Here is a 24,088-nt window from a genome sequence, read left to right on the forward strand (position 1 = left end):
CTTATCAAATTTTACTGCACAGTCAGTTTTCCAATCCCGGATTTTTGCAGGTTCCTTCAACGTCGTTTCCGTTGCGTCACCCCCGGATACATCGTCATCATCGAATAGGAACAACTGCGCAGATACAGCCACACCTGCACGCGCAGGTGTCATATAGGTCAGCCCATCCATTTGCCACAGGTTCCAACTGATGATTGTCGCGAATCGCTCATACTCGTCTTGCGATAGTCCCTCGTAGCCCGCAAAGGTCAGATAATCCTCAATATCACGCAGAACGTTCACACGGGCAATCAGCAGATTATCCCCCTGATACTCGTATCCATAGGTCGTCTCAACAGCTTTGGTCGCCCAATCCAACCACTCTTCCCTGTTACGCGCATTATGCGAAATGAGCCGCAGTTTACGGTCCAGAATCCCGATGCGGTTTTCGATATCGGCCACTTCCTCGCCGGTTTCGGCATCATACCTATTCACGAGATACGGCGCCTCGCCACAGGTGATTTCCAAACGCAGAGAGGATACATAACACTGCCAATCATCCTCCAATCGCTGTATGCCATTGGAAGCCATCCATGCAGAATCAGCGTAATCAATCATCATTGCGCAGATACGCACCGGCGTGAACACTTCGGCATGCTGACGCGTTAGCAGACATTGTTCTTCCTTGTCTTTCTGCGCACGGCGCCGTATGACGCCCGCATGACTACCGGATACAAGCTTAGGCTGCATCTCCTCAATTGCACCATACCCATCCCCAAGGCCCTCATAGGCATGAGTGGCCCATACGATGTTCTCCCCTGTTGAACGGTCAGCAAGCAAAATCGGAAGAATCCCCATCAAGGCATATCTATTCAGCTCCTCCGGAATCGATACAGTCATGCCCTCCTCTTCCTTACCTTCATCGGATACCGTTACCACCATGAGTATATAGGATTATGTCATTCCCCCATATTGTTTTGCCCGGCTACGCCCATCAACCAATTCCCACCATCCGACATGCCGTTCATGTTGACCTTCACATCATGTCAGGCCGTAGCGTACGAATCATGCAAATGAGTGAACAACGGACAATCGGAGAGACGTCGGCGCTGTGCGCGGTGAGCGTACGGATGCTGCGGCATTGGGAATCGACGGGACTGCTCCATCCGAGCCGAGACGGCAACGGATACAGGTTGTACAGCGAGGACGACATCGCACGCATCCGCCGTATCCGTCTGTACCGTGACCTCGGACTCACGACGGAGCAGATTCGCGCGGCACTCGACGGTCCAACCACGACAACGCTCGCATTGATGCGCGACCAACGGGCACGCATCAGCGACCATATCGCACAACTGCAGCTGATGTTGGAGGACATTGACGAACTCAGCGCATACGCACACAACACGAACAAGGATGAGCATATGAACGACCCATATATCAACGAAGCACACGAACGTTGGGGAGACAGCGCACAGTGGATGGAGTACGCGGAATACCGCACCCGTATGGACGACGCGCAGCAGCAAGCGGACCGCGACGCGATGCAGACGGTCGAACGCGAACTCGCGCAGGCGATGCGCGACGGCGTCGAACCAGGCAGCGACACCGCGAACGAACTCGCGTTGCGGCACAGGGAATCACTCACGTGGTACCACGTGACGCCATCGATGCATGTGTGCCTTGCGCAGATGTACACTGCGGATCCGCGGTTCCGCGTGCATTACGAAGCGATCGAACCTGGACTCACGGAATGGTTGCGCGCGGTCATCGAGGCGCAGGGCGCCACGGAGGGTGTGGACGTCGAGCACGCGCGCTGGGAGTAGCGTTCAGTTGCGCGTCTGCGGCACTTCGAAGATCGTGCACTTGTTGAGTTCGCGGCGCAGCTCCTTCCAATTGGGCAACGCGTCGGTCATCCTGTTCTGGAAGCCGGCGCCGTGCCCATGCTCCCACAGATGCGTCATCTCATGCACGAGTACATATTCGAGGAACTTCGGGTCCATCAGTCCGAGTTGCAGATTCAGGCGGATGCGTGCGGTCTTCGGTGTGCACGACCCCCATCGCGACGTCATCGCGCGCACGGTGATCTTCGATGGCGAACGGCCGATGACCGGTGTCCATGTATCCAGCAGCCCCGGGATCTGACGCTCGATCGACTGCCGGGCGCGCGCGATATACTGTTCGTTCCACGTGAAACCGGACATTTCCTCGTGGGCGGACGCCTCTTCGACGCCGGTCGCCGCGATTGAACTCGACGGCACCGCCGGATCGACATCGGTCGACGCAAAGGTGCGCGAGCGCGCGGCCGCCATCTTCTGCAGCGCATCATCGATCCACCCACGGCGGTCGCGCACGAAATCGACGATTGTGCGCTCGGGCATGCGCGCGGGGGCGGTCACTTCGATCGCGCCATAGGGTGGCTTGATTCGAAGGTACATATTGCGGTTGTTCTTCCGCAGGACCGTCACTTGCAGCCCATCGACATGCAGCGTTTCACGCGATATCAACGCGCGTTGCGCCGGCTTCGCGAACGAGCGCGCCCTCGGCATTCCACGAAAAGACATACGTGCATTATCGATGTTCATTCGGACATATGTTCGAATGAATACATGTACGACACGCCGATTCCATCACGATTTGCACAAGTACACACCCGAGTGTATTCTTTCTATCTGTTGCGCACAGCGCAATGGATCGGGCCCGTAGCTCAGGTGGTTAGAGCGCATCCCTGATAAGGATGAGGTCGGAGGTTCAAGTCCTCCCGGGCCCACGTGGGGAGCATTCTCACGTGTTCCCCCGTTGGGGCTATGGCGCAGCTGGTAGCGCATCTGCTTTGCAAGCAGAGGGTCACCGGTTCGAACCCGGTTAGCTCCACTCGCGTAACCGTTGAAAACATTGGGTTTTCAGCGGTTTTTCTGTTTTGGCTCCCCTGTGCTGAGACAGCCCGCTGAGGGGCTGGAATGACGCACGATTGCGCTGGGATTGCGCTGACGCATTCCCCTCGACACGCTTACTGCCCCCAAGGGCTTGGCCGCCCCGCTCACGCACACGTGCCGACCCATGTGTCGCCAATACGCCCCGATACCGTCTGCCACGCAAGCGTTGCACAAGTGTTGCACGCTTGTTGCACGTAATGGCACGCCGTCACACGCCGCCGTTCGTGTAGGGTGCGGTGAGTGTCGGCGCTGTCCGTTCGACGATCGGTCCGCACACCGCTTGGTTCTCCTTCGGATATGTGAACCGGATCGTGCTGACGGCTTTCGGTCCGATGATCATCCGCTCGTAGGTCACGGTGCCGTTCTCCTCCCACGTGGCGATCATGACGTCGTCCTTCACGAGACTGTAGCTGACATGGTGCTCCCGTTTCTCCATATCGAGCATCTGCTGCGCCGTCGTGTTTCCAAGGCTTGCGCTTGCGGTGATGCGCATCCCGGTCGCGTCGTCGGTGAATGCGCGGCCATCACCGTTCGCCGGACCGGGTGTCACGAGCGCGAAGTCCTCCGGGATCTGCGCCGTGAAGTCGAACCGTGCATTGACGTACGTCCGCATGCCGTCCTTCGGATACGACAGCCAATCGCCTTCGATGTCCTCTCCCCCGTCCTCATTCGCCGACGATCCCGCACGGTCAACGGATTTCGAGTCCGATGCCGAGTCCGTCCGCTCTTGGTTCCGCGCCTGCTCCTGCGCTTGTTCGCGCTCCTGTTGTTCGTCCGCCTTCGCGTCCGCTTTTCGCTGCGCCTGTTGTGACACACGTACCGATTCGGCCACCGTGGCGATCGCGTCAAGGTCCTGTTTGCTCGCGTCGATATCCGACTGCGCCTGCTGCGCGACGCGTTCGAGTTCCTCTTCTCCAGCGTCCGTGGGACATGAGAGCGCGCTTTTGTCACCGGAGATCTTCCGGTATCGGTCGAGCGCATCGTGGAGGTCGTCGAGTGTGTCCTCGTCGGCGACTTCGCTCGCGGACAATGTTTCCAACTGTTCCGCCGACCGCACGTCCGTTTCCGCCGCCGTACGCTGTGCTTCGAGCCGTTCGACTGCGGATGTGCAGCGTTCGCGCGCGTCCGCGAGCGCCGACGCGTTCTTCTTCGCATGGACGACCGCGATGCCCGCGCCGATGGCCGCGAGCGCCGCGACGGCTGCGATGATGGTGACGATCATCTTCCGTGGTGTCTTGTGTTGGTGTGTGGGCGATGGCGGTACGGTGGCAGATCGTGAGGGGGCAGCTGTCGGAACCGGCACAGCGGGCGCCGCGGGTATGCCGCCGCCTGACGCTATACGCGTCCCGTCGACGGTGCCGCCCGCAGGCGCGTGCGTTCCCCTATTGTCCATGTCCGCACCGCAGTTCGGGCAGAACTCGGTGCCTGCGGGCACTTCCATCCCGCAGTTCGCGCAATGCGTCGCGTCCATATCCGCTCCCTCCCGTCGTCCTCTCCCATTATGCAGTCCCAGCGTGCCGTTCATGTGCCCAATGGTGCCCATGAGGTGGACGCGCCCCCATGTTCCGCGGGTTATGTGCCACAATCGTCATCATCATGAGTACTTCCGATACCCCATCCATCCCATCGCGTAAGCAGAACATCGTTCTCGTCATCGTCGTGACGCTCCTTACTGCGATCAGCTTCGGTCTTGTCGGCACATTGTTGATTGCCGGTATCGCGAACAGCGGACGCGACGCGCGTATGCAGTACCGTTCGCTCGATTATGACGTGTCCGTTGAGGATGACGGCAGCCTGCGCATCGTCGAAACGGTCGACGTCCGCCTTGACAAACAGAAGAACAACAAACCGTGGCGTCAAATCTACCAACGGTACACACTTGATTCCAATCAGCTGACCGGCATAAGCGGCATCGCCGTCGAGAATCTGGATACGGACGACATCTATCTTCAGGGCGACGTCGTGCAACCGAAGGATGTACGGAAGGCGCGCAATTGGGACGTCGACCATGCGGGCACGTGGTACATCGCGAACGTCGACAAACCGAAATCGAATGAATCACCGTTGAGCGACTACACATCGATCGAATCGACGGACAACGTTTCCGGTCCGGCCACGCAGACGGTCGAGGTCGGTTGGAACATCCCCGAGACGAAATCGGCGGACAGTATGCGGTTCCAGGTGACGATGACGTTCGACAACGTCGCGACGCAGTATGCGGACGCGACGAAGTTCCAATGGGAACCTGTTTCGAAGGACAACGCGGTGCCGATCGGTACACTCACGGCGCGCGTACACTACCCTGCACCGCTCGACGACGCCGATTCGTGGGCGTGGCTGCATTTCCAGGGCGCCGATTCGCAAATCACGCGCACCGACGACGGGTTCGAGTTCCGCGCATACGATGTGCGTTCGAAAATGTACGTCGATTATCTGAGTATGACGGCGAACGAGGTCACACCGTATGTCATGCGCACGTCGGATGCGGATACGAAGGATGCGACGATCGCCGACGAAGCGAACGCGCGTACGGATTGGGACAACAAACGCACACGCGACGCGCGGCTGACGCTTATCGGGCTCGCCGTCGGCGCCGCGTTGTGGCTCATGTGCACCGTCTTCGCGTACATCCGCTGCGTGCGCATTTGCCGCGGCATCCGCTACCGCGGCCCGATCGAATACTGGCGCACGGCGCCCGCGGTCAGTCCGGGCGCCGCCGCGCGCCTGTACAACATCACCGCCGAATACGGCAACGGTGAAGGCGCCGACGCGAACGCGTTGGCGGCGACACTGATGGCGCTCATCGACAAGCACATCGTCGCAGTGTTCCCCGGTTCGCTCAAGCTGTACAACGGCGAGCGCGGCGTGCCACCGCTCAATGTGCGCACGGCGACGCCGTCGGCGGCGATGGCATCGCTGAACATGCTCGATGAGCAGCAGCGGCGCGATGAGATGAAAAAGTGCACGTTCGTGCTGCTGCCGGACGCGTTCACGAATATGGATCCGTACACGACACGGTTGTGCGCGTCGGAGCGTGCGCTCCTCGCGATCCTGCTCGAGGTCGGCGAACGCCTGCACAGCAATGTCTTCGATACGAAACAGATGAACAAGACGCTGCGCGAATGGAAGCATGCGGACAGGAAGTTCAAGGAGTTCACGCAGGCGTGCAGGGGCGAGGTGAACAATACGCACGCGGTCGTCGCCGCGAACCGTGGCATGAACCGCTGGATCCTTGGCGCGGTCGTGTCGATCGTATTCGTCGCGATCCTGTTGTGCTTCGGCTTGCAGGAGTTCATGCTCACGGGCATTGTGGCGTGCGCGGCGCTTGCGGTCACGTTGTTCCCGTTGTTCTGGGCGCCGAAATACACGCTCGACCCGCGCGGTGAGGAGGTCGTCGGGCAAGTGCAGGGTTTGGCGCGCTATCTGCTTGATTTCAGCCGTTTCCAGGACCGCACGATGCTCGACATGACGTTGTGGGGCCAATACATGGTCTATGCGACGGCGTTCGGTATTTCGAAACAGGTCATCGCGCAATTCGCCGCGACGTACGCCGAGCTGCACGATGCCGCATGGTTCGACACGCATCTCGATACGACGCCTGTCGTGTATTGGTCGCTGTGTTCGTCCGCGTCCTCGGTGACCGCGTTCACGAACGACGGCGGCGCGCGCAACGGTGGCGCGTCGTTCTTCGATTTCGGTTCGCAGATGGGTTCGAATTTCTCATCGATGATGTCGTCGGCGTCCGGTGGCGGTTCGTCGTCGAGCAGTGGTTTCGGCGGCAGCAGCGGCGGTTCCGGTGGTGGTTCGTTCGGCGGCCGCTGACGGTGTCCGGATACGGCGGGGGGGGCGCCCGGGTTGTTCCCGGGGCGCCCCTCGCATTGGCATGTGCTGGTCGCTTGTGCGGCTTCACTTGCTTTCAACGGTAAGCGTCGCGGTGGGCGCCGCCGCAGGGGCGGCGTTCTGCTGCTGCGCGGCGAGCGAATTGCGGATGTCCTGCAGCAGGATGACGGTCTGCTCTTCGGGGCTCAGATCAGGCTGGGAGGCAGCGACGTCCTCGTCACCGCCCTTCTTGATCTTCGCCATCGCCTTCTCGCTCATGTCACGCAGTTTGTTGATCGGTACGACGATGCAGAAATAGACGGCGATCGCGATGATCAGGAAGTTGAGCAGCGCGTTGAGGAGCGATCCGAACGAGATGACGGAGTTCTCGCCCGCCCAGTTCGTGATCGTCCAGTTCCACGTCTTGCTCAGATCGGGCTTGCCGAAGATCGCGGCGATGAGCGGATTGATGATGCTGTCGACGAGCGCGTTGACGATGCCGGTGACCGCGGCGCCCATGACGACACCGACCGCCATATCGACCATATTGCCACGCGCGATGAATTTCTTGAATCCGTCCAACATGTTCCGACTCCTTCTCGATGTCTGACGGGTGGGGGTTGCCGTCCGCAAGCCATCTCCTGCCGCATGGCGCCGCATTGTCTGGTCAACGGACGTATAAGTGCCATAGTAAACGCATCGAACCAGCCGATATGACCAAACGCGCATTTTTCCCGTGGGCTTCCGCAATGCGCGCATTGTCCCCGACACGCGTAACAATGCCATCTTCATGGCCCACCGGTTGTGCGCATGCCGGCCAATCCGCACTGTGGTACGGCGGGCGGTCCCGCAGCGTACCGCAGTGCGGATGATTGCCATGCGGCGGGGTGACGACTTCGGGCGTGTGCTTGTTCCGGCATCGTGCGCCTTCCGCTCCGCGCGTATGCGCGGTCCTACAATGGTCGGGCCGACACCGCAGCGGACGGACATCCAGGAAGGAGCACATTGTGCAGCCGATGACACGTGGCGCGATCACACCGGAGGGTGGCGCGGCGGAAGATGGCGCGCCGCATCCGCACGAGCGGCTCATCACGCGCGATGTCGCGCTCATCATGGCGGCGACGTTCTTCTTCATGGGCGCGAGCATGATGGGTGGCCCGATCATCGCGGGATTTGCGCACACGCTCGGGGCGAACGGCGCGCTCATGGGATTCATCGCCGGCGCGCTGTCATTGTCCGCATTGTTCTGCCGTCCGATCGCCGGGCATCTGTCCGACCGCACAAGCAAACGCATCCTCGCCGTCTCCGGCGGCGCGTTGTACCTCATGACGAACATCTGGTACGCGTACGCGTCGAATCCGGCGTCACTGCTCGCCGCGCGCATCGTCAACGGCGTCGGGTTCGCGTGCATCTCCGTGTGCCTGTCCACATGGCTTTCGATGCTGCTGCCGATCTCGCGCATGGGCGCGGGCATGGGGTTGTACGGCACGATGAACGCCCTTGCGCAGGCCTTCGGCCCCGACCTCGGCATCCGCATCTCCCAGTCGGTCGGCTACCGTGCCGCGTTCCTGACGGCAGCGGGCATGGCTGTGCTCGTCGTCGTCTGCGTCCTGTTCATCAAGGACGGCGGCAGACCATACGCCGCAGACGGCGGCGCACATCCGCGCGGCGCACGACATCATCTGCGCCTGAGCGCGCTCTTCGAACCGAACGTCATCCCGATCGCCGTCATCTTCATGATGTTCGGTATCCCCTATTTCGCGAACCAATCGTTCATCGTCGACTATGCGACGCGCACACACGCGTCGTTCGGCGTATCGGCGTTCTTCCCGATGTACGCGCTCGTATTGCTCGCCGTGCGCATCGCGCTGCGCAACTGGTTCGATACGAAATCGTTCCTGTTCTTCCTCGTCCTGTGCACCAGCGCGGACATCGTCATGATTCTGGCGCTCACCTATCTGCGGAGTTTCTGGATGCTCGCGCTTGCCGCGGTCGCGACGGCGTTCGGCTACGGGCTGATGAGTTCGGTCACGCAGGCGAAGGCGGTCGTCATCGCTGGCAAAGCACGCAGCGGCATGGCGAATACGACGTATTACGCGGGCATCGACTTAGGTATGTTCCTCGGGCCGCTCATCGGCGGATTCCTCTACGGGGGACTGCCGATCACATGGTTCTATCCGGCGTTGCTCGCGACGATGCCGCTCGCGTGGGCGATCTATCTTCCATTCCATCGGATGATCGACGGCGCGCAACGCACATGACGGGAACGTGACACGAACATGACAGCGTTGGCAAAAACATCATCCAAAACATGAGTAGACACTTGTGTGACCGTTTTCGCTGTCTCTAGAATGATGCTGTTTTGTCCATATACGACGATCAGAAAGAGGAACAATGCTCACCGATGAGTATGTGAAGCGCGTCTACGCCCAGGTCGAAGAACGCGACCCCGACCAGAAGGAGTTCCTGCAGGCCGTGCAGGAAGTGTTCGAGAGCATCGAGCCGGTCTTCGCGAAGCATCCGGAATATGAGGCGGCAGGCGTCCTGCAGCGCTTCGTCGAGCCGGAGCGCCTTGTCAAGTTCCGCGTCGCGTGGGTAGACGACAACGGCGACGTGCAGGTCAACCGCGGCTACCGCGTCCAGTTCAACTCGGCGATCGGCCCGTACAAGGGCGGCCTGCGCTTCCACCCAACCGTCACCGAAAGCGTCATCAAGTTCCTCGGTTTCGAGCAGATTCTGAAGAACTCGCTCACCGGCCTGCCGATGGGCGGCGGCAAGGGCGGCTCCGACTTCAACCCAAAGGGCCGTTCCGACGCCGAGGTCATGCGCTTCTGCCAGGCCTTCATGACCGAGCTGCAGCGCCACATCGGACAGTTCACCGATGTCCCGGCCGGTGACATCAACGTCGGCGGCCGTGAGATCGGTTATCTGTTCGGCCAGTACAAGCGCCTGCGCAACGAATTCACCGGCGTGCTCACCGGCAAGGGCCTCGAATTCGGCGGTTCGCTCACGCGCACCGAGGCGACCGGCTACGGCCTGTGCTACTACACGCAGGAAGCGCTGCGCGTACTGCGCGATGATTCCTTCGAAGGCAAGACCGTCGTCGTCTCCGGCTCCGGCAACGTCGCGATCTTCGCGATCGAGAAGGCGACCGAACTCGGCGCCAAGGTCGTCACCTGCTCCGATTCGAACGGCTACATCTATGATCCGAACGGCATCGACCTCGACGTTGTCAAGGACATCAAACTCGGCCACCGCGGCCGCATCAAGGAATACGCGGACCGCGTCGCCGGCAGCGAATACCACGAAGGCTGCAGCGGCGTGTGGAGCGTCAAGTGCGACATCGCGCTGCCGTGCGCGACGCAGAACGAAATCGACGGACAGTCCGCGCAGACGCTCGTCGACAACGGTTGCACCGTCGTGTGCGAAGGCGCGAACATGCCGTCGACGCCGGACGCGATCGCCGTCTACCAGAAGAACAATCTCCTCTACGGTCCGGCGAAGGCGTCGAACGCGGGCGGCGTCGCCGTCTCCGGTCTCGAGATGAGCCAGAATTCGTATCGTCTGTCGTGGACCTTCGAGGAAGTCGACAACCGACTCAAGGACATCATGAGGAACATCGTCTCCGAATCGCTCGAAGCGGCGAAGGAATACGGTCACGAAGGAGACCTCATGTTCGGCGCTAACATCGCGGGCTTCGTCAAGGTCGCTGACGCGATGGTCGCCCAGGGCATCTTCTGATCGACTGTAGAACGGTATAACGGTTGTGCGCGGCGGCAGCGCCGCAGTGGACAGCCATCGATGCACCAATATACGGCTGCACGGTGCGGCACCGTCGCCCTGTGCAGCCGTATTGTAGTAGTCGGCGGCTGTTCTGTGCGGCACCGCCGCCGACTACGTCCGTGGGATGTACACCGCCGCGACGTTCCCCGTAAGAAAAATGTGGGGAGTCGGCACCGTCCACCACGCGCGCACGTACGTATGCTAAGAACTATGTCCCGCGATACGAATAGGAAGAAGAACGCACAACGCGCGAGCGCGCGGAACTACCGCCCTGCGTACAACGTCGTGCGCACGCAGGCGCAATCGAACGCGCAGACGCCGCGCAAACCACGCAAGACGATCACGGCGAAGCGACTCAACGCAATCAAACAACGCACCGCGCAAGTCAAGGAACAACGTGAACGCCGTAGGATACTGCGTGCGAAACCGAAACTGCGTGGATGGCTGCACCTCATCGCGTTCCCGTTCGCGATCGCGACGTCGGTCATCCTGATATGCCTTGCGCCTGCGGGATGGATGAAGGTCGGCATCAGCATCTATGGTGTGACGATCATGCTGTTGTTCGGCAACAGCGCGGCGCTGCACCTCGGGCACGGCCATTTCCCGAAACGCGTCGACGATGTGCTGTGCCGCATCGACTATTCGAACATCTTCCTCGTGATCGCGGGCACCTGTACGCCGTTCCTGTTCGCGCTCAACAACAAACCATTGTGTTGGGCGTATATGGGTATCCTGTGGATCACGGCGGCGATCGGCACAATCGTGCATCTGTTGTATCCGGTCGGACTTGATTGGTTGTTCACGATCGTCTACATCATCCTTGGTCTCGCACCGGTCACGATCATCTATTTCTTCTGGGTGTCACCGTTCATCGGTCCCGTCCCGACGATCCTCGTGATCTGCGGCGGCGCGTGCTACATCGCGGGTGCCGTGTGCTTCGCGCTGCGCAAGCCCAACCCGGTCCCCCGCTGGTTCGGGTACCACGAGCTGTTCCACCTCGGTACGATCGGCGGATACGTGTGCCACGTCATCGCCCTGTTCATGGTCGTGCTGCAGATGCGCTGACGTTGGCGCTGACGTCTGTGTCTGTGTTGATACCGATGCGGACGTCGACGTGTCCCCAGGGATGAGGTCCCACGGCATCCTGCGCACGAATACCCACCATACGACGAGCGCGGCCGTCAGATACCAGAACCAGCGGTCGGCGCCATCGTTGAGCAGGACGAACCATGCGCCGAGCACAAGCGTGCGCGCGATGTAGAACAATGCGCGACGCCACCCTGTGCGGGTCTTCGTCTCGACCGTCATACGCGTGTATGTGCCGCCAAGTGTGCGCCCGTCGTGCCTCCACGGGATCCACACTTCGAAGATCGCGAACATGATGGCTGCGAGGATCGCGGGCACCCAATGCACACCGTCGGTCGTGATGAGGAGCGCGCCTATCGCATAATGGGTGCTGTCGAGCGCGACCGCGCATTTGTAGAAGATGTACGTGAGCAACAGCACGATCGCGTACATGATGATGTTCATGATCGCGACGTCGATCATGAGTGCGACGGCGCGGTGGACGAATCCAGGGTGGGTGTTCGTTCCTTCGAGCTGCTTCGCGCGTTTCGGTACGAGTTTCGTATAGAGGACGGCGATCGCGTAGCCGAGCATCGCGCCGATCGTGTTCGTGAGCATGTCGTCGACGTCGAAATAGCGGTATGCGCACGGATAGAGTCCCCAGATGCCGGTGAGCTGCGTCGTCTCGATGAAGATTGAACATGCGAGGCCCGTGCCTACGGTCTGCCAGAACCTCCATCCGGCCCAGCGGCCGAGCATGAAGCCGAGTGGGAGGAACAGCACGATGTTCATGACAAGCTGCAGGACGCCGTACAGGCCGCTTTGCGCATCCTCGATGAATTTGAAGAGGTCGAGCTGCGGTCCCAGATGGTGCGTCAGGCAGTATGCGGCGGGGTCGTCGGGCATCGGGTACATCGTGAACGCGATGAGCCCGAGCGCGTAGAGCACGGCGACGTACGCGGTGAATGCGCTCATGAAGCTCATCCGGTGGTTGCGGTGGTAGATGACCGCGACGATCGGCAATGTCAGCAGGAACGACACGAATGGCCACAGCATGACCGCGAGCATGAACGACTGGCTGAAGGATCCCAAGTATCTGAACACGGTTTCACAGTCTACCGTCGCACACGACGGCGTTGCATGGTACTGGAGGATGATTCGCGCACGACGCATTGCGCTCCGGTACGCTGAGGCGGCTGTGGGCGTCACACAGTGCATAACTGCACTGTGTGACGCCCACAGCCGCCTCAGCGTACCGGAGCGCAGAAAAAACTATCAGTCGTCGCCGAGCGTCACGTGGACGCCGCCGACGAGCGAACTGACGACGTTGTACAGCAGCGCGAAAATCGTCACAAGAATCGTGATCAGGACGATTTCGGCGATCGAGAAGATCGTGACACCACTAAGGATCGTCGGCAGCGAGAAGACGTTCGCGAGATTGATGCCGCCCGCGTCGAGACCTGCGGATGAGACGATCTGCGTGACCTGGTCGAAGACGCCGACGACTTTGAGGAGCGACCACAGCAGCGCGACCGCGATGATCTGGATGAGCGCGCCCGCGATCGACAGCATGAACGTGACCTTCGCGACCGACCATGCGTCAAGATGCGTGAGCGAGAGCTTCATGCGGCGTGCGCCCGGCTTCTTGCGGCGTTTGATTGGACGGACCGGCTTGTTCTCGTCGGGGCGGTCCTTGTCCGCGATAAGCGGTGTGTTCGATGCTGAGCGGGCGACGCGCGGCGCATGCTTGTCGGTCGTCATCGATGTGGTCGTGCTCTCCAGTGGATTGACCTCGCGAGGGTCGCTCATGCTCTGCTCCTTGAAATGGTCATGGTTTTGCAGTCGAGATTACCGATGGTAGGGGACGTGGCGGCGGCCGTTCGGGGGAACGGCCGCCACGATATGCCGTGCGTCCGCCGTATCAGTCGGTGTCGGTGTCACCGTCTTCCTCGGTCGTGCGTTCGATCGCGGCGGAATCCTCGGTGATGACCGTAGTGGCCGCGTCGCCTTCCGTATGGACTTCGAATGTCGGCTCGCCTTCCGCGGGCTGCACCGCCGTGCTGCCGTCCGCGGAATCGGTCGTGACGGTGTCACCGTCGGCGTCGTCCTCGGTTTCGGCGTTGCGCGCGATCGAGATGAGTTCGTCGTCCTTGTCGGGCTTCGCGAACGTGACACCCTGCGTCGTGCGCCCGGTGCGCTTGACTTCGTTGACGTTCGAACGGATGACCTTGCCCGACTTCATGATCGCCATAATCTGGTCCTCTTCGGACACGACGAGCGCACCGATGAGGAAACCGCGGCCCTCGACGAGCTGCACGGCCTTGACACCGTAGCCGTTGCGGCCCTGGAGGCGGTATTCGCCGAGCTGCGTGCGCTTCGCGAAACCTTCGTTCGTCACGACGAACAGGTCCTTGTCCGAGTCGCCCCAGACGACGTCCATCGCGAGCAGCTCGTCGCCGTCACGGAACTTCATGCCCTGCACACCGGCGGTCTGGCGTCCCATCGGACGCAGCTGCTCGTCGTCGGCGCGGAACTTGAGGCTCATGCCGTGCTTCGAGACGAGGATGATGTCGTCCTCGGCGTTGCACAGGTTCGCGCCGATGAGCTCGTCGACCGTATCGCCGTCCTCGTCCTGCATGAGGCGCACGGCGATGAGGCCGCCCTGGCGCGGCGAATCGTATTCGGACAGGCGCGTCTTCTTGACTTTGCCCGAACGCGTCGCGAGCACGAGGTATTTCGCGACCTCGTAGTTCGGGATCGACAGCACCGTCTGGATCTGCTCGTCCGGTTCGAACTGCAGCAGGTTCGCGACGTGCTGGCCCTTCGAATCGCGCGAGCCCTCAGGCAGCTCGTACGCCTTGCAGCGGTAGACGCGCCCTTTGTTCGTGAAGAACAGCAGCCAGTTGTGCGTGCTCGTCAGGAAGAAGTGGTCGACGACGTCGTCCTCGCGCAGTTTCGCGCCCTTGATGCCTTTGCCGCCGCGGTGCTGCGCACGGTATTCGTCGGCCTTCGTGCGCTTGATGAAGCCCGCGTGCGTCACGGTGACGACGACGTTCTCCTCGGCGATGAGGTCCTCGACGTTCATTTCGCCGGAGAACGGCAGGATCTTCGTGCGGCGGTCGTCGCCATAGCGCGCGACGATTTCGTCGAGTTCGTCGCCGACGATCTTGCGCTGGCGTTCCGGCTTCGCGAGGATGTCCGCATAGTCGGCGATCTTGCGCATGAGCTCGTCGTGCTCGTCGAGGATCTTCTGGCGTTCGAGCGCGGCGAGGCGGCGCAGCTGCATCGCGAGGATTGCGTCCGCCTGCACGTCGTCGACATCAAGCAGGTTCATCAGGCCGGTGCGCGCGATCTCGACGGTCGCCGACGAACGGATGAGGTGGATGACCTCGTCGATCATGTCGAGCGCCTTGAGGTAGCCCTGCAGGATGTGGTCGCGTTCCTCGGCCTCACGCTTGAGGTAGGCGGTGCGACGCGCGATGACGTCGAGCTGGTGGGCGACCCAGTGGCGGATGAACGCGTCGAGGCTCAACGTGCGCGGCACGCCGTCGACGAGCGCGAGCATGTTCGCGCCGAAGGTCTGCTGGAGCTGCGAATGCTTGTAGAGGTTGTTGAGGACGACCTTCGGCACGGCGTCGCGCTTGAGCACGAGCACAAGGCGTTGGCCGGTGCGGCCCGAGGTCTCGTCGCGCATGTCGGCGATGCCTTGGATCTTGCCGTCGCGCACCGCTTCGCGGATCGAGACGACGAGGCGGTCCGGGTTGACCTGGTATGGCAGCTCGGTCACGACGAGGCACATGCGACCGTGGATCTCCTCGGTGTTGACGACGGCGCGCATCGTGATGAGGCCGCGGCCGGTGCGATACGCCTGCTCGATGCCCTTGTGGCCGAGGATCGTCGCGCCGGTCGGGAAGTCCGGTCCCTTGATGCGCGCGATGAGCGCCTCGAGGAGCTCCTCCCGCGTCGCGTCCGGATGGTCGAGCGCCCAATGGACGCCATCGGCGACCTCGCGCATGTTGTGCGGCGGGATGTTCGTCGCCATGCCGACGGCGATGCCCGACGAGCCGTTGACGAGCAGGTTCGGGAAGCGCGCGGGGAGCACGGTCGGCTCCTGCGTCTTGCCGTCGTAGTTCGGGACGAAATCGACGGTGTCCTTGTCGATGTCACGCACCATCTCCATCGCGAGCGGCGCCATGCGGCATTCGGTGTAACGCATCGCGGCCGCGGGGTCGTCGCCGGGGGAGCCGAAGTTGCCCTGGCCGTCGACGAGCAGGTAGCGCATCGACCACGACTGCGCCATGCGCACGAGTGTGTCGTAGATCGCGGAGTCGCCGTGCGGATGGTATTTGCCCATGACGTCGCCGACGACGCGCGAGCACTTGTTGTAGCCGCGGTCGGGGCGGTAGCCGCCGTCATACATCGCGTAGACGACGCGGCGGTGCACCGGCTTCATGCCGTCGCGCACATCCGGCAGTGCACGTTCGACGATGACGGAGAGCGCGTACGAGAGGTACGACTGGCGCATCTCCTCCTGCAGGTCGACCGGCTGCACGCGCGTGCCGACCATGAGGCCGTAATCGGTGTTGTCCGCTTCCTGCGGGCTGAGCGGCTCCATCGAGCCGGAGAGGTTGTTGAGCTCGTCGTCCGAGCCGTTGTTCGTGGGTTCGTCTGCCACTATGTTTCCTTTGCCTTCACCGCGGTTGGGCGGTCACGTCTTGCTTGCGGGGTGGTCCTGTCGGCCGTTGGGCAGCCAAAGGACCGGTCAGGCGTCGATCCAGCGGGCGTTGTGCGCGTTGCGCTGGATGAACAGACGGCGCGGCTCGACCTCGTCGCCCATGAGCATCGAGAACGTCTCATCGGCCTGGAGCGCGTCCTCGATGTGCACCTGCTTGAGCACTCGGTTCTCGGGGTCCATCGTCGTCTCCCACAGCTCCTGGTAGCTCATCTCGCCGAGGCCCTTGTAGCGCTGGATGCCTTCGCCCTTCGGCAGCTGGCGTCCCGCGGCCTTGCCCTCCGCGAGCACACGGTCGCGTTCGGCGTCGGTGTAGACGAAATCGTGCGGGCCCTTCGTCCACTTGAGACGGTAGAGCGGCGGCATCGCGACGTAGACATAACCGGCGTTGATCATCGGGCGCATGTAGCGGAAGAACAACGTCAGGTTGAGCGTCGCGATATGCGCGCCGTCGACGTCGGCGTCGGCCATGATGATGACCTTGTGGTAGCGGACCTTGCTCAGGTCGAAGTCCTCGCCGTAGCCGCCGCCGATCGCCGTGATGAGCGATTCGATCGTGTCCGACTTCATCATGCGGTCGAGGCTCGCGCGTTCGGTGTTGAGGATCTTGCCGCGCAACGGCAGGATCGCCTGCGTGTTCGGGTTGCGGCCCTGGATCGCGGAGCCGCCTGCCGAGTCGCCCTCGACGATGAACAGCTCGCACTCGGACGGGTCGTTCGACTGGCAGTCCTTGAGCTTGTCGGGCATGCCCGCCGATTCGAAGATCGACTTGCGGCGCGTGTTCTCGCGCGCCTTCTTCGCGGCCATGCGCGCGCGGGACGCCTCGATCGCCTTCTGGATGATGTTCTTCGCCTCGCCCGGATGCGCGTCGAACCAGTCGCCGAGCTTGTCGTTCATGATGCGCTGGACGAAGGTCTTCGCCTCGGAATTGCCGAGCTTCGTCTTTGTCTGGCCTTCGAACTGCGGATTCGTCAGCTTGACCGAGATGACGGCCGTGAGTCCTTCGCGCACGTCGTCGCCGGACAGGTTGTCGTCTTTGTCCTTGAGGATGTTCTTCTCGCGCGCGTAGCGGTTGATCATGCCGGTGAGCGCCGCGCGGAAGCCTTCCTCGTGCGTGCCGCCTTCCGTCGTCGAGATTGTGTTCGCGAACGTGTGCACCGATTCCGAATACGCGGTCGTCCACTGCATCGCGATTTCCGCGGAGATGCCGATCTCGAGGTCCTCCGCTTCGATGTCGATGACGTCCGGTTCGATCGGCTGCGCCTTGCGCATCTTCACCATGTAGTCGACGTAGTCTTTGATGCCGTTCGCGTACTGGTAGGTGACCGTCTGGTGCAGTTCGTCGCTCGCGTCGGTCTCACCCGTCACTTCGTCGCCTGTCGCCTCCGTCTCGCGCATGTCGGTGAGCGAAATCCTGAGTCCTTTGTTGAGGAACGCCATCTGCTGGAATCGCGCGCGCAGCGTTTCGAAGTCGTAGACCGTCGTCTCGAAGATCTTCGGATCAGGCCAGAACGTGACCGATGTGCCCGTCGATTCGTCCGCGTCCATCGCGCGGCCGCGCTTGAGCGGCGCCGTCGGATGCTGGTTGATGTACGTCTGCGTCCAGTAGTAGCCCTGGCGGCGCACTTCGATGTCGACGCGCGTCGAGAGCGCGTTGACGACCGAAATGCCGACGCCATGCAGACCGCCGGAGACCGCGTAGCCGCCGCCGCCGAACTTGCCGCCCGCGTGCAGCTTCGTCATGACCGTCTCGACGCCGGAGACGCCTTCGCCGGGGACTTCGTCGACGGGGATGCCGCGGCCGTCGTCGACGACGCGGATGCCGTTGTCCGGAAGGATCGTCACTTCGATGTGCGACGCGTATCCCGCGAGCGCCTCATCGACCGAGTTGTCGACGATTTCGTAGACGAGGTGGTGCAGGCCGCGTGGTCCCGTCGAACCGATGTACATGCCCGGGCGGATGCGGACCGCTTCGAGGCCTTCGAGGACGCGCAGGTCGCTCGCATCGTAGTGTTCGGGGGACAGGGTGTCATCCAGTTGCGCTTCGACGACCTGATCGTCATCGTTTCGTGATGCGGCCGCCGAATCAGCTGTGAGATCTGCCACAGAGATTCCTTTCTGTGTTCGTCGCGAGGGTGTTTTCGCGGGGCGACATGCCCTATAACACGAATAAAACGCCCTTGCAGGCGTTTAACTACTCTACTGGGTATTCTACTTGTGTGTGGGGACGGAATGGGCCTGTGGCCCGTTATACGATTTTTGTTCTCCTGCGGCGCAAAAATCACCGCGATGCGCGCCACGACGTCATCGTGACGCTCAGCGCGCGCCGCCGCGCATGGGTTTCCTCGTGTTCTGCTGCACGTATTTCATCATCCGCACGCCGCGGCCGTGCGCCTGTGGTCCCGTGACGCGCACGTCGTCGATGCGCAGCCCGCTGAGCCGTTCCGCGATCCGCTCCTTGAGCGTTGGCGCGATCGCCGTGAGCTGCTGCGTCCATGACGGCGAATCCGCCGCGATCGTCAGGACGCCGTCGACGTAGCTCGCGACGCGCGAATGGCGCGCGTTGACGTCGCCGACGATTGCCGCCCAATCCGATTCGAGCGACGCCATCTGCAGCCGGGGTCCCCATCCGGATTTCCTGATGATGGTCGCGAACACGTCACCGAGTTCGTGTGGGTCGCGGCCTGGTTTTCCGAAGTTCTCAAGCGCCTCCTCGCGACGGATGCGCCGTTCGCGGATGAGTCCCGCTTTCTTCGCGACGCGTGCGAATTCCTCGGCCGCGAGTTTGCGCTCGTCGAGGTTGAGGGTCACGGCGATGGGGACCTGCATCAGAGCGTCCCCTCGTCCTGCGTGTCGCGCAATGCGGCGACGTCGATGACGTGCGCGTGCGCGAACGAGCTGTCCGATGGGATGTCGCCAGCCGCGGCGACGGTGATGAACACTTGGTGCTGCGCGGCGGCGAAGTGCATGATCTGCGCGCGTCGTGCATCGTCGAGCTGTGCGAAGACGTCGTCGAGCACGACGATCGGCTGGGTGCCGAACCGTTCCTCGAGAAGGCGGTAGACGGCCATCTTGAGTGCGAGGCCGAGCATCCACATCTCACCGTTCGACGCGAATTCGCGCGCCGGGAACGCGTTGAGCATGATGAGCAGGTCGTCGCGCTGGGGGCCGATGAGGTTGCGGCCGCGCGCGACCTCACCCGCGTAGAGCCGTTGGAAATGTTCGCTGATGAGCGCCGCGGCGCCGTCGCCTTGGAAGATCTCGTCGAATGACGGTTCGTAGTCGAGCGACGCGTCCTCGTCAGGGCCTGCGAGGTCATGCACGAGTTCGCGGAACGGCTGTTGCAGACGTTCGATGACGGCCATGCGGTCGCGTGTGAGCTGCAGGCCGACGTCGATGTACTGCCCGGTCCAGATCTCGAGCCCGCTGAGCGCCGTGTCACGTGAGCTGTCGAACCCGTCCGTGGTGTTGAGCTGTTTGAGGAGCGTGGCGCGCTGTTTCGCGATATGGGTGAAGCGCTGCAATGTGTCGGCGTATCCGCGGATGAGGAGCGACGCCGTCTGGTCGAGGAACCGCCTGCGTTCGGATGGGTCGGCCGAGACGAGGCGCTGGTCGTCAGGCGTGAACGCGACGAGCGGGATGTCGCCGATGATGTCGCGCAGATACAGCGAAGGACCGCCATTGACGCGTGCACGGTTCGCGCCTTTCGCGCGGATCGTCGCCTCATAGGTCGTCACGTGGCCTGCCGTCTCGCCGTTCACGTTCGCGCGGATCGTCGCCTTGTCGAAACCGCGTTCGACGAGCGGCGCCGATGATGAGGCGCGGTGGCTCGAACCGGTCGCGAGGAATTCGATCGCCTCGACGATGTTCGTCTTGCCGAGCCCGTTCGCGCCCTGCAGAATCGTGACGCCCGGGGTGAAGTCAAGCAGGCAGTGCTCCCATGAACGGAAGTGGTCAAGGGCGAGGCGGGATATGAACATCGGCTTTCCAGCGGTTCGGTGACAAGGGAGGGGAGGAAGGGGATCGGGGGCGCCGTCCATGCGGCGAAGGCGGCCCCGACCACGTCATCAGCTGTTGAAGCGCATCGGCACGAGGAGGTAGCGGTAGGCGAGCGATTCCTCGGAGTCCTCCTCCTGCTGGCCGTTGAACTCGACCGGCTTGACGGCCGTCGTCATCTTCATGCGCACATATGGTTCGGTGATCGCGCTCAGACCTTCGCGCAGGTAGTTCGGGTTGAACGCGACGGTGATGTCCTCGCCGTCCAGGTCGACGTCGAGGATCTCGTTCGCGGATGCCTCGTCTGCGGCGCCCGCCGTGAGGTTGACCTCCTGCCCGGAGAAGACCATGCGGATCGGTGCATTGCGTTCGGCGACGAGCGCGACGCGCTTGATCGCGTCGAGGAGATCCTGCCTGTCGAGGACCGCATGGATCGGGTAGGAATCGGCGTACAGGCGGTCGACCGCGGGGAAGTCGCCGTCGATGAGCTGGACTGTGGATACGCGTCCGGCGTTTTCCACACCGAGGAGCGTCGGGTTTTCGACATCGAAGTACAGGTTGACGTTCTGGTGCTCGTCGAGCGAGCGCGAGATGTCGCGCAGATGTGTGCCCTTGACGAGCGCGACGGCGTCGAGCGCCTCATCCGACGGGGTCCAATGGAACGTCGAGCGCGACAGGCGGAAACGGTCGGTCGACGACAGCGTGACCGTGTCGCCGGTGAACTTCATCTGCACGGCCGTGAGTACAGGGCGGTCGTCGGTGCGCGCGATCGCGACGGCCGCCTGGATGATCGACTGCGTGAACGTCGGTGCGTCGACCCGGCCGAGGAGCGGCGGCAGCTGCGGGAGGTCGGGGTATTCGCTTTCCGGCATGAGCTGGAGGGTGAACGTCGATTTGCCCGATGTGATGCGCAGCGTCGAGCCATCGGTCTGCAGGTACGCCTTCTCGAACGGCAGCGACTTGCTGATGTCGGCGAGCAGTTTGCCGGGGACGACCGCGGCGCCCGATTCGTCGACACCGGCCTCGATGTGGTCGCGCGACGACAGCTCATAGGTGAATGTGGAAAGTTGCAGCGTGCCGTCCTTCGCCTCGAGCTTGATACCGGAAAGCAGCGGGTTGAGTTGTTTTGCCGAAAGGATGCTCGTGGTCCAGGACACGGCGTCGGCGAACGAGGTGGAATTGACTTCTACTTTCATGCGCTTCCTTGACTGTTGACGGGAACGGTTGCTGGAGTTCATTCTAACTGCTCTTTGCCGTGTTCGCTTGCGCGGTGCGCAAGGCGCAGCCGATGTCCCTTGATGGTCATGATGAAGGTTTAAGAAGAAGAGTATTCATCATCATCATTATCCCGGTGGAAATGTGGAAAACGTCCGGAAGCCATACAGGACTGTGGATTATCGACGCCGATGCGATGTGGACAACCTCTGTATTTCGTGTGGATAACATGCCGGCTTTTCCACAGGTCGCAGAGGGTCTCTTGGTTATCCACATTTCGATGCCGCCCATCCACGGGTTATCCACAGCGTGGTTCCGCGTTTTCCCCGCGCAATCCACTGCGTTTACCCACATTTGTGGATAACCATGTGGAAAACTTGCCGCGTATATTCTCCGACATGGGTGTGTCGCATGGATGCGGCGTCCACACCGCGATGTGGACGCCGCACATGGGGGAATGAACCGTGTCACTTGCCGCGCTGGCGCAGCAGCACCGTCAGCTCGGTGACGTAGTTGTAGATCTCCTGTTTCTGCTTCATGCCATCGGAGACGATCTTGATGTTGTGCATGACGGTCGTATGGTCGCGGCCGCCGAACACCTGGCCGATGTTGACAAGGCTCATGCTCGTCAGGTCGCGCGTCAGGTACATCGCGATCTGCCGCGCGAGCGTGATGTTGCGGTTGCGTTGCGGCCCCACGATGTCGTCGAACGTCAGATGGAAATATTTCGCGACACGTCCGATGATGTCGGTCGGCTTGACCTCGATGTCGGTCGAGAAGAAATCCTGGAGCGTCTGCTCGGCGAGCGCGACGGTGACCGGCTGGTTGTTGAGCGACGCGAGCGCGGTGACGCGGTTGAGCGCGCCCTCGAGTTCACGGATGTTCTCGGTGAAGCGTTCGGCGATGAGGTCGAGGACGTCGTAGGGCACGCGCATCCCGGACGTCGACGCGATCATGCGCAGGATCGCGATGCGCGTCTCGAGGTCCGGCGGCTTGACGTCGACGGTGATGCCCTGTTCGAAGCGGGAGATGAGACGCGCCTCGAAGTCCTTGAGGTTCTTCGGCGGCACATCGGACGCGATGACGATGCGCTTGTTCGCCTGATACAGGCTGTTGAACGTGTGGAAGAACTGCTCAAGCGTCTCGGTCTTGCCGCCGAGGAACTGGATGTCGTCGATGAGCAGCACATCGACTTCGCGGTATTTGCGGTTGAACGCCGTCACACGGCTCGACCCCGACTTCGTGCCGGCATCCATGCGCAGCGAATCGATGAACTCGTTCGTGAACTCCTCGCTCGTCACATAACGCACGCGCGTGCCGGGCTGCTTGATGAGCGAATAGTTGCCGATCGCGTTGAGCAGATGCGTCTTGCCGAGTCCCGAACCGCCGTAGATGCACAACGGGTTGAAGTCGCTGCCGGTGCCTTCGGCGACGGCGAGCGCGACGGTGCGCGCGAAGCGGTTCGAGTCGCCCGGGACGAAGGTATCGAACGTATCGCTCGGGTTAAGGTGTGTCTCAGGGTCGAGCATCGGCTTGCCGTGCGCGCCGAGCGCCGCCGGCATGCCGGCCACGCCGCCTGAGATTGGCGCGGGGGTTGCGGGGGAGAGGTCCTCGCCCATCGAATCCTCGAAGGTCTGCACGACGGCGTCGTCGTAATGCGTCGTCTTCGGCGTCTGTCGGATGACGACCGGTGCGGGCGCGGGCTCCGGCTCGGGGAGCGGCTGGCGTTTGCGCGTGTCGCCGCGTGGCGCCTCCTCGCTGAGCGCCGTGACCGGGAGGACCGGCTGCTCCGGCTCGTTCGCGCGCATGATGATCTTGAACGCGGGGAACAGGTCGACGCCGCCGTTCGCGAGGCGCAGCGCCTGGAGCAGCTCATCGTTGAGCTCGGTCTGCAGGACGTGCTGTGTCTCGCTGTTCTCGACGGCGAGGATGATGTTCGTGCCAAAGAGCGCCTCGGGCAGGACTCCTTCGAACCACCCCTTCTCACGGGCGGTGAGCGATGAGTTCTTCCGAAGCAGTTCGAGCGCATCCGACCAGATGCGGGCTGCCTTGGCCCCCGGGTCGTTCGTGGCTTCGCTCATGGTCTCGTCTCCATCGGTTGGGAATGCACATGCGTAACAGGTTATTTTTACTCTGACTGATGGAAGTTATCCACATGCTCGCGTGTTGGAAAACCTTGGTTTTGTAATGACATCGGTGTGATTTGTGTATAACTTCGCGGCGCTTTCCCCAACCGCGAGAACAGGTTGGTGGGTACCGCGGACGACGTCTCCACAACGTCGCCGGGCGTGTCGTACGCGGCGTCGCCCACCGTGCGCGCGTGGTGGTATAGGGGTATCGGTAAATTGGTAGAGATTGTCTCAAGCGAAGTCATGTATGAACGCATGACCCATCGACCTAATAACGGGAGCATGAAACTATGAAGAGGACATTCCAGCCGAACAACCGTCGTCGTCACATGAAGCACGGCTTCCGCGCCCGCATGCGCACGCGTGCCGGCCGCGCACTCATCAACCGTCGCCGCGCCAAGGGCCGCAAGACCCTCTCCGCCTGAGTCCCACCA

General features: G+C 62.0%; 18 protein-coding genes, 2 tRNA genes and 2 pseudogenes. 9 read left to right on the forward strand and 13 right to left on the reverse strand.

Annotated elements, in window-relative coordinates:
- On the reverse strand, nt 1-921 hold a 921-nt coding region (locus tag B1526_RS00005), incomplete at its 3' end, for a hypothetical protein (protein WP_201260108.1).
- A 131-nt stretch (nt 922-1,052) separates the two neighbouring features.
- Here B1526_RS00005 and B1526_RS00010 point away from each other — a divergent pair.
- The gene (locus tag B1526_RS00010) at nt 1,053-1,805 is read left to right on the forward strand and encodes a MerR family transcriptional regulator (protein ID WP_162287902.1); all 753 of its coding nucleotides are present in this window, start codon (nt 1,053-1,055) and stop codon (nt 1,803-1,805) included.
- Nucleotides 1,806-1,808: 3 nt separating this feature from the next.
- Here the strand turns inward: B1526_RS00010 and B1526_RS00015 are convergent, their stop codons facing one another.
- Nucleotides 1,809-2,543 (reverse strand): M48 family metallopeptidase, encoded by a 735-nt coding sequence (locus B1526_RS00015; RefSeq protein WP_095614098.1) that lies wholly within the window; start codon nt 2,541-2,543, stop codon nt 1,809-1,811.
- Nucleotides 2,544-2,675: 132 nt separating this feature from the next.
- Here B1526_RS00015 and B1526_RS00020 point away from each other — a divergent pair.
- Both B1526_RS00020 and B1526_RS00025 read left to right on the forward strand, forming a co-directional pair.
- Nucleotides 2,676-2,749 (forward strand) — tRNA-Ile (locus tag B1526_RS00020).
- Between the two features lie 31 nt (nt 2,750-2,780).
- Nucleotides 2,781-2,853 (forward strand) — tRNA-Ala (locus tag B1526_RS00025).
- Nucleotides 2,854-3,123: 270 nt separating this feature from the next.
- Here B1526_RS00025 and B1526_RS00030 read toward each other — a convergent pair.
- A complete protein-coding gene (locus B1526_RS00030) occupies nt 3,124-4,137 on the reverse strand; it encodes an HlyD family secretion protein (RefSeq protein ID WP_095614099.1) in 1,014 nt (337 codons plus the stop codon).
- A gap of 177 nt (nt 4,138-4,314) precedes the next feature.
- Nucleotides 4,315-4,458: pseudogene (locus tag B1526_RS09405) on the reverse strand (zinc-ribbon domain-containing protein); the annotation flags it as partial.
- Nucleotides 4,459-4,511: 53 nt separating this feature from the next.
- Between B1526_RS09405 and B1526_RS00035 the strand changes: the two are divergent.
- On the forward strand, nt 4,512-6,737 hold the full coding sequence (locus tag B1526_RS00035; RefSeq protein ID WP_157908643.1) for a DUF2207 domain-containing protein: 2,226 nt from the start codon (nt 4,512-4,514) through the stop codon (nt 6,735-6,737).
- A gap of 84 nt (nt 6,738-6,821) precedes the next feature.
- Here B1526_RS00035 and mscL read toward each other — a convergent pair whose 3' ends face one another.
- Nucleotides 6,822-7,319, reverse strand: a complete 498-nt coding sequence (mscL, locus tag B1526_RS00040; protein ID WP_095614101.1) for a large conductance mechanosensitive channel protein MscL — start codon at nt 7,317-7,319, stop codon at nt 6,822-6,824.
- A 431-nt stretch (nt 7,320-7,750) separates the two neighbouring features.
- On the opposite strand from mscL, the gene B1526_RS00045 reads away from it, so the two are divergent.
- The 3 genes from B1526_RS00045 (at nt 7,751) to trhA (ending at nt 11,582) form a co-directional block, all read left to right on the forward strand.
- Entirely contained in the window at nt 7,751-8,995 is a 1,245-nt protein-coding gene (locus B1526_RS00045) for an MFS transporter (RefSeq protein WP_095614102.1), read from the forward strand.
- A 133-nt stretch (nt 8,996-9,128) separates the two neighbouring features.
- A complete protein-coding gene (gene gdhA / locus B1526_RS00050; RefSeq protein ID WP_095614103.1) occupies nt 9,129-10,475 on the forward strand; it encodes an NADP-specific glutamate dehydrogenase in 1,347 nt (448 codons plus the stop codon).
- Nucleotides 10,476-10,727: 252 nt separating this feature from the next.
- Entirely contained in the window at nt 10,728-11,582 is an 855-nt protein-coding gene (gene trhA, locus B1526_RS00055) for a PAQR family membrane homeostasis protein TrhA (RefSeq protein ID WP_095614104.1), read from the forward strand.
- Between the two features lie 579 nt (nt 11,583-12,161).
- Here the strand turns inward: trhA and B1526_RS09380 are convergent.
- The 7 genes and pseudogenes from B1526_RS09380 to dnaN all read right to left on the reverse strand — a co-directional run.
- Nucleotides 12,162-12,800, reverse strand: a pseudogene (locus B1526_RS09380) (VanZ family protein); the annotation flags it as partial.
- A gap of 57 nt (nt 12,801-12,857) precedes the next feature.
- Nucleotides 12,858-13,343 (reverse strand): DUF3566 domain-containing protein, encoded by a 486-nt coding sequence (locus B1526_RS00065; protein WP_235606948.1) that lies wholly within the window; start codon nt 13,341-13,343, stop codon nt 12,858-12,860.
- 160 nt (nt 13,344-13,503) lie between these two features.
- Complete coding sequence (gene gyrA / locus B1526_RS00070) at nt 13,504-16,257, reverse strand: DNA gyrase subunit A (protein WP_162287903.1); 2,754 nt, start codon at nt 16,255-16,257, stop codon at nt 13,504-13,506.
- An 87-nt stretch (nt 16,258-16,344) separates the two neighbouring features.
- Nucleotides 16,345-18,420 carry a DNA topoisomerase (ATP-hydrolyzing) subunit B gene (gene gyrB, locus B1526_RS00075; protein WP_327078332.1) on the reverse strand — a complete coding sequence of 692 codons (2,076 nt, stop codon included), beginning with the start codon at nt 18,418-18,420 and terminating at the stop codon, nt 16,345-16,347.
- A gap of 210 nt (nt 18,421-18,630) precedes the next feature.
- Entirely contained in the window at nt 18,631-19,143 is a 513-nt protein-coding gene (locus tag B1526_RS00080) for a DUF721 domain-containing protein (RefSeq protein WP_095614107.1), read from the reverse strand.
- Nucleotides 19,143-20,294, reverse strand: a complete 1,152-nt coding sequence (gene recF / locus B1526_RS00085; protein ID WP_095614108.1) for a DNA replication/repair protein RecF — start codon at nt 20,292-20,294, stop codon at nt 19,143-19,145. Before recF ends, B1526_RS00080 begins: the two co-directional genes overlap by 1 nt.
- Before the next feature lie 87 nt (nt 20,295-20,381).
- Entirely contained in the window at nt 20,382-21,506 is a 1,125-nt protein-coding gene (gene dnaN / locus B1526_RS00090) for a DNA polymerase III subunit beta (protein WP_095614109.1), read from the reverse strand.
- A gap of 74 nt (nt 21,507-21,580) precedes the next feature.
- Between dnaN and B1526_RS00095 the strand changes: the two genes are divergently transcribed.
- Nucleotides 21,581-21,889, forward strand: coding sequence for a hypothetical protein (locus B1526_RS00095; protein ID WP_235606946.1), 309 nt, complete (start codon nt 21,581-21,583; stop codon nt 21,887-21,889).
- 103 nt (nt 21,890-21,992) lie between these two features.
- On the opposite strand, the gene dnaA is transcribed toward B1526_RS00095, so the two are convergent.
- Complete coding sequence (dnaA, locus tag B1526_RS00100; RefSeq protein ID WP_407640973.1) at nt 21,993-23,564, reverse strand: chromosomal replication initiator protein DnaA; 1,572 nt, start codon at nt 23,562-23,564, stop codon at nt 21,993-21,995.
- Between the two features lie 380 nt (nt 23,565-23,944).
- On the opposite strand from dnaA, the gene rpmH reads away from it, so the two are divergent.
- Nucleotides 23,945-24,079, forward strand: a complete 135-nt coding sequence (rpmH, locus tag B1526_RS00105; protein ID WP_095614112.1) for a 50S ribosomal protein L34 — start codon at nt 23,945-23,947, stop codon at nt 24,077-24,079.
- Nucleotides 24,080-24,088 lie beyond the last annotated feature (9 nt).

Origin of the sequence: Bifidobacterium criceti (assembly GCF_002286935.1) — a bacterium.
Classification (GTDB): Bacteria; Actinomycetota; Actinomycetes; order Actinomycetales; family Bifidobacteriaceae; genus Bifidobacterium; species Bifidobacterium criceti.